We start from the raw sequence: 15,690 nt of genomic DNA, 5'->3' as shown, positions 1-15,690 counted from the left end.
TCGACTCGTTTGAACTTTACTCAAGACAAGAGCAAAAAAGAGAACAGAACATCATGACATCTGAAAAAGTAATAAAGCATTATCCACGTCCACCGATTAGCTTAATAGAAAGCAACATTCCAGGCTGGGGCGTCGACATCTATATTGGCGGCTCCACTGGCATGGCGGACGCTGAACTACTCGAAAGGCATAATATCAAGGTAGTACTTAACTGCGCCGTGAACTTAGACATTGACCTTGTGCATTCTGAAGAACCTAATTTACCTAAACACTTACTAAAGCACGGCTCAGCTTGTGTTCGCTATTATAAAATTGGTCTTATTGATGGCCCAGGTAATCCAGAATCTATGGTATTGGCAGGTTACCATTTAATGCGTTCAGCACTAGACCAAGAGCTTCCTGAAAAAGCGTCTTATAAGGTTCGTGAAAAAGGCAACATCCTAGTGAATTGCCGCGGTGGACGTAGCCGCTCAGTAACAATTGTCGCCTTGTTTCTTCACCTTGAATTTCCTGACCGCTACCCAACACTTGATTCTGCCATCGCACATATTCGCCAAACCCGCGAACTTCATCCAGATGAATGGTTTGAAACCCCAAAACCAGCTTTGATTCACTTAGCAGAGCGCGCAGCGAGTATGGAAAAAATGTTGCGAGAAGCGGGCTTTGGCAAGGACATGAAAAAGACATGACGCAGCAAAGAGCAAAAAATATTGCCAGCGCCGCAGAAGTAGCCAGACTCGCTGGCGTTTCGCGGTCTGCTGTTTCTCGAACCTTTACCCAAGGAGCAAGCGTTTCCAAAGACACTCGAGAGCGAGTATTGGCGGCGGCTGCAGAACTGAATTACCACGTTAATCACCTTGCCCGTGGTTTATCCAGTGAAAAAAGCCGACCTGTTTGTATATTAGGCGCTAATCTTAATGCACCTTACCAAGCCAGCTTGCTCGACGCTCTAACACAGCGCCTGCAATTGGCTGGTCGAGCCGTGATGGTGATCAACACGTCTGGAGGCGAAGCCAGTGCCGATGCGGCGTTACGCCAAACATTAAATTATCGCGCCTCGGCCACTATTGTATTATCAGGGACTCCGCAAACCACCTTAATTGAAACTTGCGTACAAAGTGGACAACAAGTCATCCTTGTGAACCGTGCCGGACAATTTGAAGGCACAGATCACATCAGCATTGATTACCAATCCGCCATGGCCGATGCCCACCACATGCTGCTTCGAGCGGGCTGTCAGAAGCTTGCGATTGTCTCGTCAACGATTCAATCCCCAAGTATATTGACTCGTGAAACCCTGTTTATTCAAGCCGCCGAAGACGCCAAGCAAACTTGTACCTTAGTGCGAATAGGCCCAACTAGCTACCAAACCGGTGTAGACGCAGCGCGACGTTTATTGGCCTCACGTGACAGGCCGGATGGTGTTTTTTGCGTCACTGACCTAATTGCTTGTGGTTTTATGGATGTGGCAAAAAATGAATTTGGTTTACGTATTCCAGAAGATCTTTGTATTGTCGGATTCGATGACATAGAACAAGCCAGCTGGCTCGGCTATCAACTCACCACATTTGCACAACCCCTTGGCGCAATGGCCGATGCTATTTCAACATTACTGGAAAACGCTTCTGACAAAGAATGCAAAAAACAGCATCTAACATTTCATGCGCCGCCAGTATGGCGACACTCCGTACGCCCAAGTGACCCATAATTACTTAAACTCTCTGTTAGTTAACTTGAGCGATTTTGTTATTTGCTTCCTAATGAAAGCGTCGTAACCTTTTGCGTTATATTTCAAAAAGGAGGCAACATGCTCAATAAAACACAAATAAAAGTACGCGGTTATCATTTAGATCTCTTTCAACACGTTAACAACGCCCGTTATTTAGAGTTTATTGAAGAAGGCCGTTGGGCATTCTTTGATGAATTCTTCGATAAAGACGACTGGATGCAGCAAGACCTTGTCTGGCCCGTGGTCAACATTAATATCAATTTCAAGTCCGAAGCCAATTTCGGTGACCTTCTCGAAGTGCAAACCCGCTATGCAAAGATCGGCAACCGCAGTATCACCATGAAACAAACCATTATTAATGTACAAACCAATGACATAGTTGTTGAAGCCGATGTCACCTATGTATGCTTCTCCAAAGCGGCAAAATCCGCCATCCCCTTCCCGAACGATTTCAGACAAAGAGTTGAGCTGTCTATCGCTACCTTTGAATAATTATTTATTCGTCATTCTCTTTGTCTGAGCAAAATGTATGTAACATGGCAACAGCGTGTATGGATTATGGAAAATCTTGATTTCCATTGAGAAAAATCGCCTGGCACTCTAATCTAAATGCAAACAAGGAGGAATGAGCATGAAGGCGGTACCACTCAAAAATATCATTATCTTTCTATTGATGGTGTTAAGTATTCTCATCATATTAAGGCTATACCTCCCTAATTGGGCGCTTTATACAGTGAATCAAAAACTATCCAATATGGGGGATTATTCGGGACATATAGAGGATGTCGACATTGACCTTTATCGAGGGGCATATCAACTTCAGGAATTATCCGTTTCAAAGATAAAAGGCACACACAAGGTGCCCTTTATTCGCGCTGATAACATAGATATCGCATTAAGCTGGCGAGCTTTATTTAAAGGCCAGATACTTGCGGACATTTCTCTTGATTCCCCTCAAGTCAACTTCGTCGACAGTGATAAAGCAGATAATGCGCAATCAGGTAAAGGTGGCGACTGGCAAGGGGTCGTCGAAGGACTTATTCCCATTACCATCAGTAAAATCAGTGCAAACAACGGCAGTATTGCCTTTCGTAATTTTGAGTCAAAGCCGCCAGTTAATGTACAACTCACCGAGCTTCGCGCTGACGTGGTCAACCTCACAAACATTGCAGGACAAGATGGCAAGCGCGTCGCAAGTTTAAACTTAGATGCAAAGCTTCTTAATTCAGCTTCCTTGGAAATGAACGCTGAATTCGATCCTTTTGTCTCTAACGATTTTAGCATTGCCTTAAAAACAGAATCTGTTTCACTGCCTTTACTCAATGATTTTGCACAAGCCTATGCTGGGTTTGATTTTCGAGCGGGTACTGGCGAAGTTATCAGCGAACTAAAGGCCGCGGATGGCGAGTTAAACGGTTACATAAAACCCTTATTCAAAAAAGTCGATATTTTAGATTGGCAACAAGATGCAGTAGAAGATGATGATGGACTCTTTCAATTGTCCTGGGAAGGGTTGAGCGGCGGGCTAACAGGACTATTTACCAACAGCGATACAGACAAAGCCGCCACAATAATCGAAATTACAGGTTCACTAAAAGACCCTGAAATAAGTGCATTTGATGCTATTTTAGAAGCTTTAAAAAATGCGTTTATCGAAGCGTTCGATAATAAGTTCGAAGGGCTTAAAAGTAAAAACGAACAGTGATGATACGCCATAAAATTTATGCAATAAAAAAAAGGCTTTCGCCCTTTTTTTTATTGCATTAGCCTAAACCAAATCTGTTACCAGCTCAATGTCACTTTTTGCCCTGTTTCCAGAGATTTCTGTGCGGCATCTGCGAGCATTTGCGCACGACGTCCGTCTTCGAAACTTGGTGATACAGGCTTCTTAGCTAAAACATTTTCAATGAAAGAAGTTAACTGCAAGTTGTAAGCCTCCACATAACGATCAATAAAGAAGTTATAAAGTGGATCTTGCACTTGTGTCGTTTCTTTAGTAAAACGTGTTACCGAGGTTGGTGTTTGGTTGTTTGAAATCACCATGCCCTCTGAACCAAAGGCTTCTACTCGTTGGTCGTATCCGTAAATCGCGCGGCGTGATCCATTAATATGAATCAAGCGACCAGACTGGCTTTTCATAATCAGCATCACACTGTCTACATCGCCAATTTCAGTAATTTTTTCATCTACCATAGCGCCGCCAAAAGCTTGCAGCTCGACAACTTCTTCATTCAGAACAAAACGCGCCATGTCGAAGTCATGAATAACCATGTCACGAAAAATACCACCAGACGATTTAAGGTATTCTACTGGCGCCATGCCAGGATCACGACTGGTAATAATGATTTGTTCAAGTTTACCAATGCTGCCATCTTGTGCTGCTTTTGCAACCGCGGCGTGACTTGGGTCATAACGGCGGTTAAAACCAATTTGAATCGGTACATTGCAACCTTGAATTTCTTCTAAACACGCGTTCACCGTTGCTGTATCTAAATCAATTGGCTTCTCGCACAAAATTGCTTTGCCTGCTTTAGCCGCTTTAATGATGAGATCAACATGCGTGTCCGTACTAGTGGCAATTAAAACCGCATCCACTTCAGGGTCTGCTAAGGCTTCATCTACACTAGCAACGACTTTCGCACCTGTTGCTTCCGCTACGGCTTCTGCCGCTGGCGCATAGACATCAAACACATATTTAAGGTTAGATTGACCAAACGCCTGAATATTTTGAGCGTGCATTTTTCCAATTCGGCCAGCGCCAAACAAAGCAAAGTTCAACATTTTTTATCCTTGATTTTATTGTTTTTATACAAGGCGACGACAGCACTTGTAAATATTGTTAGGCAAATCAAAACAAGTTTCAGGCAAGCGATATTACGAGCACAGTTGTCGCCCAAAAACTAAAACTTTTACATTTTTTTGTCTCGTTCAATAATCCATTCATGATCTGGGTCATTATGAAAAATCCAATTCCGACTCGGCCCCGCCATGACATTCAAATAATAAGATTGATATCCATGTGGGACGCCTACCGGATGGTAACCCTCTGGCACCATGACTAGATCGCCATCTTCAACAGCCATGGTCTCATCAATACTTCTGTCATCCGTATAGACTCGCTGAAAAGCAAAGCCTTGTGGAGGATCAATTTTGTGATAATACGTTTCTTCCAACTGTGTTTCCGCAGGTGCCGCATCGGTATCATGCTTATGCGGTGGATAGCTTGACCAGCCACCGCTTGGTGTAATGACTTCACAGACCAACAAACTGTCGGCGGGTTCGTTGCCAAATAAGATATTACACACATGACGAGTATTACTGGTAACACCGCGCGTCTCATATTGACATTGCTCAGGCGTTATCAGTTTTGCTTGAAATCCACCTTTGCCTGGTGCCTTACAAAATGCCACTTCCACATCGGTAATGGCTTCAATACGAATTTCATCTTGTGCTGGAGAATACACCGCATATGGTGCTTTTTGATCAAACACACTCATGCGGTCACCAATATTGTCCCATGCTTCGCATTTGGTATTTGCGTTCGCTTTACCCGACAAAATCACCGCACACACTTCATCTGTTCCAGTTTGAACCACTACTGATTCGCCCTCTTTGAGTTGATGCGCCTCAAAGCCAACATACTTCCAATTAGCACTTTCTGGTGTGACATCTTGCGTAACTGTTGTGCCATTACGCTGGAGTTTCTTACTTAATAAATGTGACATACAAACCTCAATCATTATTATTTTATCGAGCATATTTCCAGTCTACTAAAGCGATATCGACTGGCACCATATTGCTCTACCTTGATCTATTTTCGTTTTTATTGAATTCCACTACGCTGTCTAGAATCTCAACCGTTTTCATATAATTGAAAATCAAGCTAAGACCTAATAACACACATATAATGCTTGATAAGCAGTATGTGTAGGCTCCACCAAAATACGTTTAAAACCTTGGATTTATGGATTGCCTTCATAGATCCGTTATTTCAAATAACAACACATTTTCTTCAATATGATACACACCTCCTAACACCTTCCTTGGCTATTAGCAGTAGCGCACCAGCCTATGGGCTTGGTCGTCATTTTCAACTCATTCAACATTAATATTAGAATTTGATTAAAGAGCGCTGATGATGAACCCTTTAAGATCGGACCACAGTAACCTGATGGGGGTAACCAAATAAGTCGTAAAACCTATAATTTGAGAAGCTAAATAGTTCAACACTTCCATTACCCTAAACTGCTTTTGCAAGCCTTAGCTCAGCGCTACCAATCGCCTCCAGAACAATTGAAGCCTAATTCCAATACTTTTATTTCTACTTGTTAAAGCGCTGTCTCTGCTAACACCTCTTAATGCAGTTGGCTCAATGGAATAGATAAAACCTTCATCGCATTTCAGTAGGTAATCGTATGCGCTTTCACTGTGGCCTTAGTCGGCCTATTCAATACGCATTTACTCTATCCTCATTACCTTGAGTACTGCCGTATTAATTCCATCAAACTGAGTCAACTATTAACTCACCAACTTCATATTTTTATTCCAACAAGAACAACATAATAGAATATTTATTTCATTTGTTTCAATAGGTAAAAAATGTTTTTTATCTCTCCCTCGTAAAGGCAAAAACAACAGAAAAAACAAGATAAACTCATATATAACAAAGAGATAGTTAATCTAAAGGTATTGTTCTCAGTCAAAAAAACATGGAATTTACATTCCAATTAACTGTTACTTGCATCTTAAACAGATAGGATATGCGCCAAAAATCTACAAACCCTTTTACACTGAAGGCTAATACCAAGCCAATAGAATGGAAGCACTAGCCATCGAATTTTGGACGTTTTTCTACACTAACCACTCGATCGTCACCGTCACCCATCACACTACGATCACAGCATCCCTGTCTTTACATCACATGACCGAACTCCCATAGACTTAAAACGCATCTATTTAGCGGCCATTGCTAGCGCTTTTTCACTACGCTTTAGCACCCAATACAAATAGGCAACAACCGCCAAATTAAACAGCAAGACTGAAAAATTTAGTAGATTGGGAGTTTGATAAATAGCATAGAGTTCAAAGGGAATATAAAGTGAACCACTGATAAAGGCGAACCATTCCGTCCAGCGCAGTTTGTGCCACAGCCCATAAGCTATGACGAAGCGAAAGCAGGCATACATAAGGGAAATAGAAATAACTAACAGCGGATCTTGCTGAGTCAGTTTTTCAATAAAGGTTAATAGTAAAGTTACATAATAATTGTTTGGCGAGATGAGCCAATCTTCCATAATTTGCTCAGCAAGCTGATGGAGGTCTTGCTGAGCAATTGCATTGACACTCAGCGCCAAGCACAAAGCTAGCACACCTTTTACGCCATCAATAACAGCAATGGCTTTTAGCCCTTCAAACTTCATAGGCACCACTTCTTAAAAAAATCAAGATACATCAATTGAATGACAAATGATGATGCCAATCACTTTGCAAAGCCAATAAAAAAGGCGAGTAGGATCAAACACCCAACTCGCCTTAAAAGAGAACATAGAAAAACTACACTTTAAATTTATCTAAAGATCTCGCTTGTTCAACGGTAATCTCAACCATGGTTTCACAAAGTACAGACTGACCTTGTGCGGCATCAGAAACCAACTGGCTAATATCACGAATATTCGTGGTATTGCGGTTGATTTCGTTTGATGTCGCACTTTGCTCTTCTGCCGCCGCCGCAATTTGCACTGTCATGTCGTTTATTTCGTTAATACTTGTACGAATCGCTTCTAACGACAACTTAGCCTGATCAGCAATTTTTTGAGTAGAATTAGCATTTTCTCTGCTTTCAAGAATCGCTTTCTCTGCTCCTCTTACACCTGTTTGCAACTGCTGAATCATTTTTTGGATTTGCTCAGTTGATTCTTGAGTTTTCGATGCTAATGTTCGAACTTCGTCAGCCACTACCGCAAAACCTCGACCTTGCTCACCAGCTCGTGCCGCTTCAATCGCCGCGTTCAAGGCTAACAGGTTCGTTTGATCTGCTATATCTGTAATAACCGTAAGAATCGATTCAATATTATCGCTGTATTTCACCAAATCATTAATGGTAGTTACGACATCACCCATTTTATGGGTAAGCTCAGTAATCGAAGTGGTAGTACGATCAACAATAACTTCCCCCTCTTTTGCTGAAGCATCTGCTTGATTCGCACGGCTTGCTGCTGTTTGAGCATTGTCTGCCACATCGTGCGCAGTCGCCGACATTTCGTGCATAGCCGTCGCCAGTTGATCCAATTCATTAAGCTGCGTATACAGCTGTTTAGAAGACTCTACAGAAGACACTGCCGTCTTGTCTGTATTTTCACGGATATGACGAGATTGGCTTTTTACTTCACTAATTAAGCGCTGCAAATAGTCAATAAATTTATTAAACTCTCCCGAGACATGACCGAATTCATCATCACTGGTAATCGCAAGGCGTTTGGTTAAATCACCTTCTCCGCCATTAATATCTTTTAATGATTCGTGCAAAGCGCGAAGTGGTTGCAGTAAAGCAGTCACAACAAAATACAGCACGAGAGAAACAAGTAAGGCTGCAATTAGCGTTCCCCAAAAAGCGACCCAACCAAACTCTCGGACACTGGCGAACAGCTTATGCTCATCCAACACCACACCAACATACCAATCTGAGCCATATAAATTAGGTAATGGACTAAAAGACACATACACTGGAGTACCGTTAGTCAGTTGTTTTTCAACTAAATCTTTACTCAGTTCAGGCACACCACCTTGCAATAAATTAGAGACAGATTTACCGTTCAAACCAGCATTGGGATGACTGATGATTTTTCCGGATTTATCCAATAAAAATGCATAACCCGTATTATTGAAACTGAGCGCGTTCACCGCATCTGATACGGTTTTAAGGCTAAGATCTCCCCCAAAAGCCCCTTTAAATACGCCTTTATCACGAAACGCAGCGACCGCTGATATTAAAATTTCTCCTGTTACTGAATCAGGATAAGGGTCTGTTAATATTGTTTGTTTGTGTTGTTGCGCCAAAGAATACCAAGGACGTTTACGAGCATCCCACCCATCAGGGTCCCAACTTGGATCATTAGTAATTCGAGCGCCGTCAGTATCTAGGCCGCCAAACAACAAAATGAATTCATTCTTATAAATAGGCGCGTCAAATGATTTTTGGATGGAGTCCGAACTAAAATCAGCATCAAGGTTTTGAGACATAACTTCGATAAGATCCATCTTATTTTTAAGCCAATTATTAATCTGCAAGGCCAATGCCTTACTACTTTCTTGAGTACTGGTTGTCGTCTTTTCAAATAATGCACTTTTAAGGCTGCTATATTGCAACCAGGAATACACTGAAAATGCTAGTACAACAACAATGGATGCACATACAACAACCTTATGGGATACCTTCATGATTAAACGCCCCTACAAAACCTAACTAAAAAAAATGCTAATTGCTTCCATGAAATTCCAGCACTTATAAAAATGACATTTAATTATTTCAACTAAATGAATTGCAGTGAATTTATAGTACCAACTTATAAAATACCAGCTTTAAACCGTTGCTTTTTGTAGTAACAAAACCCATTGGCTAAACCTATTCAAAATCACTCTAAAAGTCGACAGAAAGAGCCTTCCAAGCCAACATTGAATTATCTACTAACGCTTTTGTTTGCATCAAAAAAGCTTCATACCCAACATTGGGGAAAACCGTATCGGAAGAATTATTCGTATCCGGTTTTCCATGTCCAGAGTAAACCGCCTCATTGAGCAAAATGGAATCAGCTAAATCGTCATCAAACCCTACTTGAGTGGTTAACGTATCACTTCCTTTACTAATAGAAAGGTGAATATGAACGGCTCGACTGACATACCAACCAGGAAAACAAGTTTCAAAATAAACTAAGCCATTTTCATCAGTCGTTTGGATTCCTCGAAACCAATCATTAGACTGATACTCTTTGTCACTATTAGTACAAAAATCCACCATTTCCATGTCTTTTCCGCTGTATATGCCGAACGGATCACAGTGCCAGATATCCACTTTTACACCTTGTATTGGATGACAGTTAACATCCACTATTTTAAACCACAAACGGACAGGTAACCCCTCACGCCCTTCTGAAATATCTTGACGAACTCGAGTCGACGAATAGCATGGACCTTCCGTTGTTCGATTCGTCACCTGACAAATTGAGCCCAAATCATCTTTAAGCAGTGGATTTTGATACAAAATGGTTTTATCCATTGCATGAGTACCTCCAGTAGCCCAACGAGCTTTATCTGTCGCCTTACCAACAACAGGCTTTCGTATAGGTGGTTTTCCACCTTTCCCATGAGGGGCTGGCATTCCAGGTCCACCTTTGGGAAACGCCCCATCAAAACCATGTGGCGGAGGCGGAGGCATCCCAGACCGTAAAGACTGACACCCAATTAATCCTAGAAGAGGAATGCCCAATAAGCCACCTGTTGCTAGTTTTAATATTTTTCGACGTGAGATTTGCTGGTTAACTACAGAGGATTTATTTTTCACAATACATTCCAATAATTATATGATGTAAATTTAACGTTTTTAAAACACAGAAAATATTGGATATACAGTTTTTTACATTCCAACAAAAACCCCGCAATCCTTTCAGAAGCGGGGTTGGTGTTGTTGGCAACGCTAGGAAATCACGCTAGATCAAAACGATCTAATTCCATTACCTTAGTCCATGCAGCAACAAAGTCTTTCACAAAACCTTCTTGCGAATCAGAGCATGCATATACTTCTGCAAGCGCACGGAGTTGAGAGTTAGAACCAAATACCAAATCCGCTCGTGTTGCTGTCCATTTGATTTTACCTGTTAAACGATCACGGCCCTGAAACTCTACCTCTTCTTCTGAAGTAGCAAACCATTTGGTTCCCATATCCAATAAGTTCACAAAGAAATCATTGGTTAGCGTCTCCGGTTGCGCTGTCAGAACACCCTGTTGAGATTGCTCAACATTAGCATTTAATACTCGCAGACCACCTAACAATACCGTCATCTCTGGTGCTGAAAGCGTTAACAACTGCGCTTTATCCACCAACATTTCCTCGGCAGATACCGTGTACTTGCCTTTCAAGTAGTTACGGAAACCATCCGCTGCTGGTTCAAGGAAAGCAAATGACTCTACGTCTGTTTGCTCTTGAGATGCATCAGCGCGCCCTGCGGTAAATGGCACAGTCACCTCATGGCCCGCCGCTTTTGCTGCTTGTTCAACGCCAACAGAACCACCTAAAACGATCAAGTCAGCAAGAGAAACCTGTTTACTTGAATCTTTGCCATTAAATTCAGCTTGAATACCTTCTAAAACAGACAACACTTTAGCAAGCTGTTTTGGCTGATTTACCTCCCAGTCTTTTTGTGGCGCTAAACGAATACGAGCACCATTTGCACCACCACGCATGTCTGAACCACGGTAAGTCGACGCAGAAGCCCAAGCAGTTGATACAAGCTGAGAAACAGTCAAACCTGAGGCCTGAATTTTCGCTTTAAGATCCATAATATCTTGTTCATTAGCGGTTGCATAAGTCACTGCTGGAATCGGATCTTGCCACACTAACTCTTCCTGTGGCACTAAAGGCCCAAGATAACGAGCCGCTGGCCCCATATCACGGTGGGTCAACTTGTACCAAGCACGAGCAAACGCATCCGCTAATTGGTCTGGGTTTTCATAAAAGCGTCTAGAGATAGGCGCATAAATTGGATCATCGCGTAATGCCAAATCCGATGTAAACATCATCGGCGCATGACGCTTTGATGAATCATGAGCATCTGGAACACTATTACTTCCCGCACTACCTTTTGGAACCCATTGCCAAGCACCTGCAGGGCTTTTAGTAAGAACCCAATCATAGTCAAATAAGTTTTCAAAGAAACCGTTATCCCATGTTATTGGATTTTTCGTCCAAGCACCTTCCAGACCACTAGAAATAGTATCGACACCCTTACCTGTGCCCATGCTATTACTCCAACCAAAACCCTGCTCAGCAAGACCTGCCGCTTCAGGATCTGCACCGACTTGAGCCGCATCACCAGCACCATGTGCTTTACCAAAAGTGTGGCCACCAGCAATCAAAGCAACGGTCTCTTCATCGTTCATCGCCATTCGCTCAAAGGTGTCACGAATATCACGAGCAGAGGCTAAAGTATCCGGCTTACCATCAGGGCCTTCTGGGTTGACATAAATAAGACCCATTTGTACGGCGGCTAATGGATTTTCAAGATCACGATCACCAGTATAACGCTCGTCATCCAGCCACGTTTTTTCCGTTCCCCAGTAAATATCTTCTTCTGGTTGCCATACATCAACGCGGCCACCCGCAAAACCAAAAGTTTTGAATCCCATTGATTCCAATGCACAGTTACCAGCTAAGATCATCAAGTCTGCCCAAGAGATCTTACGGCCGTATTTTTGTTTAATAGGCCAAAGCAAACGACGCGCTTTGTCCAAGTTAACGTTATCTGGCCAACTGTTTAAAGGTGCAAAACGCTGAGTACCAGATGTTGAGCCGCCACGACCATCAGCCGTACGATACGTACCTGCACTGTGCCACGCCATACGAATAAAGAATGGACCATAATGGCCGTAATCGGCAGGCCACCAATCTTGTGAGTCGGTCATCAAAGCAAATAAATCTTGGCGAAGCGCTTCAAGATCCAAGCTATTAAATTCTTTGGCATAATCAAAATCTTCGCCCATTGGGTTAGATTTTGGTGAATGCTGATGAAGAATGTTTAGATTCAACTGATTAGGCCACCAGTCTTTGTTAGACGTGCCACGACCAGATGATTGATTTGCACCTGCGGCACCATGATTAAATGGACACTTACCTTCGTTAGACATAAAGATCTCTCCTGCTTGCTGCTTAAACACTTTATTTTTCAGTAACATTTCATTAGCTATAGTTATAACCTTAAATAAAAAGGTTAACTAATAAATAAAAACTAAGAACATAATAGGTAATCCCGTTACCGAATATGTATATATAGTTGAAGTGTAAATATTATTCATAACAACAGGTCAAAAAATGGCTAATATTAAAAATCATCATAGAGCTGCCTACGACATGATTGAGGTTTATTATGCATGTTATCAACGCCCGTTTACGCCAACGTCCAGAGCTATTTTCCATCCACATTGACGCTGGCCGTTTCAGTAAAATTGAAGCACAAGAAAGCACGCTAGCAGTAACCGACAATGCCATTGATGCCAACGGCAAATTAGTTTGCGCGCCTTTTGTCGAGCCACATATCCACCTAGATGCTGCCTTAACGGCAGGCGAACCAGAGTGGAATCAAAGCGGTACTTTATTCGAAGGCATAGAACGCTGGAGCCAGCGCAAGCCGATGCTAAATGAAGCAGATATACGCCGCCGTGCGTTATCGACAATAGAACTGCTGGTGCAAAACGGCGTGCAAGCGATTCGAACTCATGCAGACACCACAGATCCGACGTTAATCGGCGTTCGCACCCTTTGTGCGCTTCGTGATGAGCTAAAAGACAAAATCGATTTACAAGTGGTTGCCTTTCCCCAAGACGGTATGCTGTCTTATCCAAATGGCTTAAAACTGATGGAAGAAGCTTTAAAAATTGGCGCTGATGTGGTCGGCGGAATTCCACACTTTGAATACACCCGTGAACTGGGTGAAAAATCCGTCAAATTAATAATAGAGCTAGCAAAAAAATACGACCGATTAGTGGATGTTCATTGTGACGAAATCGATGATCCAAACTCTCGTTTCTTAGAATTTCTTGCCTGTGAAGCTTTGTTTCATGACATGGGATCTAAAGTGACTGCAAGCCACACCACCGCCATGCATTCTTATGACAACGCCTATTGCTCGAAGCTGTTTCGTTTACTGAAGAACTCTGGCATTAACTTTATATCTTGTCCAACGGAAAGCATTCACTTACAAGGTCGCTTTGACAATTACCCTAAGCGTCGCGGAGTGACGAGAGTCAAAGAGCTTCGAGAGGCCAATATCAATGTCTGTCTAGGACAAGACTCTATTTTCGATCCTTGGTATTCACTCGGGAATGGCAAATTACTACGTACATTAGATTACGCCATGCATATTTGCCAAATGATGGGCTATCAAGACTACGCCCACGCACTTGATATGATCACAGACAGCAGCGCTCGCACCATGTGTTTGCAAGGCTACGGTATTGAAGTGGGCAACGCGGCGAACTTTATTCTGCTGGAAGGACATGACGACTACAGCGTACTGCGTCAGCAAGGAGAAGTATTACTGTCTGTACGCCATGGCGAAATCATCATGCAACGTCAACCATCTAAAGTAATCACTCAACCTTGGATTTCAGCGGCGCCTTAAATCGCGCCCCTGAAACTACATCAAATTATTTATTCTCTATAGGACAGTTTTCCATACCAACACGATACGTTGACACGGCTCCCATCCCCGCCAATTTACGGAAAGCATTAAATGCATCATAGCTAGGCTTATAACTCACGGTATAATTCATATTAACTTGCGAACCATAATTGCCACAGCAGTTAGGGCTAAAAGACGCATCTTGGCTAATGACTTGAAAATCTTCCAAATTGTTCTTTTTGCCAAAAGCAATAAGCTCGTCTGTTTTTGCTTTATATATCGCTCCAACATCTATGTCACTATTGGGCGGAAGGTTTTCCATGTAAGAAAAAGACGTTATATCTTTAATTTCGCAGACTGGCGCCTCTGTGGCTTCTTCTGCAGTGAGCAAACTAGAGGAAAGTACGGCCGGTATTGCAACACATAACGCAGACAAAAGAGTTTTCATAATAAACATCCTATGTGATTAAAATATATCCATTGGCGTAATGAGACGTCACTACGCGGATTAGTTAAAGGCTTTAGCCAAGAAATGGTAACATCAATTAATACATTGAATAATAAATGTTAATTCGGCTCTTTTTTTATGGATTAACCACTAAATTTTGCGCTTCCCCCTTAGCAAAGGCCACCACATTTTCAAAAGCAATCTTGAAATAAAGCTCATAGCTGGACTTTTCAACATAACCAATATGCGGCGTACAAAGCACATTTGGCAGAGACAACAGAGGCTCATTATTGACATTCGCAGGTTCTGTTTCGAATACATCAATGGCTGCACGTTTAGTCGGATTCGCTGACATTTCGCGGTACAAGGCATCGCTTTCAATTAGCTCAGCACGACTGGTATTTACTAACAAAGAGTCAGGCTTCATCGAACTCAAGTCCGCCTGCGTAACAATAGCTTTAGTTGCGCCATTAAGTCGTAAATGCAAAGTAATAATATCGGCGGTTTGAAAAAACTCTGCCTTCGAGGATGCGGCTGAAAACCCGTGATCTTGTGCCAATGCTCTGGAGTTCTCGCTCCCCCAAACCATTACTTTCATACCAAAAGCTTTCGCGTATTGCGCGATGCGTTGACCAATTTTGCCGTAGCCCCAAATACCCAACACAGATCCATTTAATACTCGACCTAATCCTAAGGAGCCTGATTGCTGCCAATGGCCTTGAGAAAACTTCTCAACGTACTCTGGAATATGTCGACTTGCCGCCATTATCAGTCCCCAACACAATTCTGAAGGTGCAACAGGAGAGCCAACACCTTCCGCCACAGCCACACCATATTTATGGCAAAGCTTGGCATCAATGTGATTACTAATTTTTCCTGTTTGGCTAATCAGTTTTAAATTGGGCAAGTTAGCCAGTAATTCTTCCGAAATACACGTACGTTCGCGAATCAAAACAAGCACATCAAAATCTTTTAGGTGAGCGACTAAGTCCTCGGTATTTTTAAAAGTCTCATTAAATACACGCACATTATGGTCTTGTAAAAGACCAAAGCACGCGAGACCTTTTACACTATTTTGATAGTCATCTAATATTGCTATTTTCACGAAACAATCCTCGTTTACT

The 15,690-nt window shown here is 42.3% G+C and carries 13 protein-coding genes; 5 read left to right on the top strand and 8 right to left on the bottom strand.

The window, feature by feature from the left end; genetic code table 11:
* The first annotated feature begins 53 nt into the window (after positions 1-53).
* The 4 genes from DFP80_RS01175 (at position 54) to DFP80_RS01160 (ending at position 3,434) form a co-directional block, all read left to right on the top strand.
* The gene (locus tag DFP80_RS01175) at positions 54-689 is read left to right on the top strand and encodes a dual specificity protein phosphatase family protein (RefSeq protein ID WP_113914981.1); all 636 of its coding nucleotides are present in this window, start codon (positions 54-56) and stop codon (positions 687-689) included.
* On the top strand, positions 686-1,708 hold the full coding sequence (locus DFP80_RS01170; protein WP_113914980.1) for a LacI family DNA-binding transcriptional regulator: 1,023 nt from the start codon (positions 686-688) through the stop codon (positions 1,706-1,708). Before DFP80_RS01175 ends, DFP80_RS01170 begins: the two co-directional genes overlap by 4 nt.
* 99 nt (positions 1,709-1,807) lie before the next feature.
* Positions 1,808-2,221, top strand: a complete 414-nt coding sequence (locus DFP80_RS01165; RefSeq protein ID WP_113914979.1) for an acyl-CoA thioesterase — start codon at positions 1,808-1,810, stop codon at positions 2,219-2,221.
* Positions 2,222-2,360: 139 nt separating this feature from the next.
* Complete coding sequence (locus DFP80_RS01160) at positions 2,361-3,434, top strand: DUF748 domain-containing protein (RefSeq protein ID WP_158601334.1); 1,074 nt, start codon at positions 2,361-2,363, stop codon at positions 3,432-3,434.
* Between the two features lie 77 nt (positions 3,435-3,511).
* Here the strand turns inward: DFP80_RS01160 and iolG are convergent, their stop codons facing one another.
* From iolG to katG, 6 genes are all read right to left on the bottom strand, one after another.
* A complete protein-coding gene (gene iolG, locus DFP80_RS01155) occupies positions 3,512-4,510 on the bottom strand; it encodes an inositol 2-dehydrogenase (protein WP_113914977.1) in 999 nt (332 codons plus the stop codon).
* 128 nt (positions 4,511-4,638) lie between these two features.
* Positions 4,639-5,454, bottom strand: coding sequence for a 5-deoxy-glucuronate isomerase (gene iolB / locus DFP80_RS01150; RefSeq protein ID WP_113914976.1), 816 nt, complete (start codon positions 5,452-5,454; stop codon positions 4,639-4,641).
* A 1,227-nt stretch (positions 5,455-6,681) separates the two neighbouring features.
* Positions 6,682-7,149, bottom strand: a complete 468-nt coding sequence (locus tag DFP80_RS01145) for a DUF2127 domain-containing protein (protein ID WP_113914975.1) — start codon at positions 7,147-7,149, stop codon at positions 6,682-6,684.
* Positions 7,150-7,282: 133 nt separating this feature from the next.
* Entirely contained in the window at positions 7,283-9,166 is a 1,884-nt protein-coding gene (locus DFP80_RS01140) for a methyl-accepting chemotaxis protein (protein ID WP_113914974.1), read from the bottom strand.
* A gap of 199 nt (positions 9,167-9,365) precedes the next feature.
* Entirely contained in the window at positions 9,366-10,286 is a 921-nt protein-coding gene (locus DFP80_RS01135; RefSeq protein ID WP_113914973.1) for a dioxygenase family protein, read from the bottom strand.
* A 140-nt stretch (positions 10,287-10,426) separates the two neighbouring features.
* Positions 10,427-12,625, bottom strand: coding sequence for a catalase/peroxidase HPI (gene katG, locus DFP80_RS01130; RefSeq protein ID WP_113915128.1), 2,199 nt, complete (start codon positions 12,623-12,625; stop codon positions 10,427-10,429).
* A 239-nt stretch (positions 12,626-12,864) separates the two neighbouring features.
* Between katG and codA the strand changes: the two genes are divergently transcribed.
* The gene (gene codA, locus DFP80_RS01125; protein ID WP_113914972.1) at positions 12,865-14,118 is read left to right on the top strand and encodes a cytosine deaminase; all 1,254 of its coding nucleotides are present in this window, start codon (positions 12,865-12,867) and stop codon (positions 14,116-14,118) included.
* Between the two features lie 25 nt (positions 14,119-14,143).
* Here codA and DFP80_RS01120 read toward each other — a convergent pair whose 3' ends face one another.
* The gene (locus DFP80_RS01120; RefSeq protein WP_113914971.1) at positions 14,144-14,566 is read right to left on the bottom strand and encodes a hypothetical protein; all 423 of its coding nucleotides are present in this window, start codon (positions 14,564-14,566) and stop codon (positions 14,144-14,146) included.
* A gap of 136 nt (positions 14,567-14,702) precedes the next feature.
* Positions 14,703-15,671 (bottom strand): D-2-hydroxyacid dehydrogenase family protein, encoded by a 969-nt coding sequence (locus DFP80_RS01115; RefSeq protein WP_113914970.1) that lies wholly within the window; start codon positions 15,669-15,671, stop codon positions 14,703-14,705.
* Positions 15,672-15,690 lie beyond the last annotated feature (19 nt).

It is taken from the genome of Marinomonas rhizomae (genome assembly GCF_003315485.1).
Classification (GTDB): Bacteria; Pseudomonadota; Gammaproteobacteria; order Pseudomonadales; family Marinomonadaceae; genus Marinomonas; species Marinomonas rhizomae.
The sequence above is the reverse complement of the archived record's forward strand: the minus strand, read 5'-3'. Positions and strand labels throughout refer to the sequence as shown.

Bases quoted from the DNA above. Each gene is read 5' to 3' on its own strand.
- codA (WP_113914972.1), top strand. From the start codon at position 12,865: ATGCATGTTATCAACGCCCGTTTACGCCAACGTCCAGAGCTATTTTCC.
- iolG (WP_113914977.1), bottom strand. From the start codon at position 4,510: ATGTTGAACTTTGCTTTGTTTGGCGCTGGCCGAATTGGAAAAATGCAC.
- DFP80_RS01170 (WP_113914980.1), top strand. From the start codon at position 686: ATGACGCAGCAAAGAGCAAAAAATATTGCCAGCGCCGCAGAAGTAGCC.
- DFP80_RS01175 (WP_113914981.1), top strand. From the start codon at position 54: ATGACATCTGAAAAAGTAATAAAGCATTATCCACGTCCACCGATTAGC.
- DFP80_RS01165 (WP_113914979.1), top strand. From the start codon at position 1,808: ATGCTCAATAAAACACAAATAAAAGTACGCGGTTATCATTTAGATCTC.
- katG (WP_113915128.1), bottom strand. From the start codon at position 12,625: ATGTCTAACGAAGGTAAGTGTCCATTTAATCATGGTGCCGCAGGTGCA.
- DFP80_RS01160 (WP_158601334.1), top strand. From the start codon at position 2,361: ATGAAGGCGGTACCACTCAAAAATATCATTATCTTTCTATTGATGGTG.
- iolB (WP_113914976.1), bottom strand. From the start codon at position 5,454: ATGTCACATTTATTAAGTAAGAAACTCCAGCGTAATGGCACAACAGTT.
- DFP80_RS01140 (WP_113914974.1), bottom strand. From the start codon at position 9,166: ATGAAGGTATCCCATAAGGTTGTTGTATGTGCATCCATTGTTGTTGTA.
- DFP80_RS01145 (WP_113914975.1), bottom strand. From the start codon at position 7,149: ATGAAGTTTGAAGGGCTAAAAGCCATTGCTGTTATTGATGGCGTAAAA.
- DFP80_RS01120 (WP_113914971.1), bottom strand. From the start codon at position 14,566: ATGAAAACTCTTTTGTCTGCGTTATGTGTTGCAATACCGGCCGTACTT.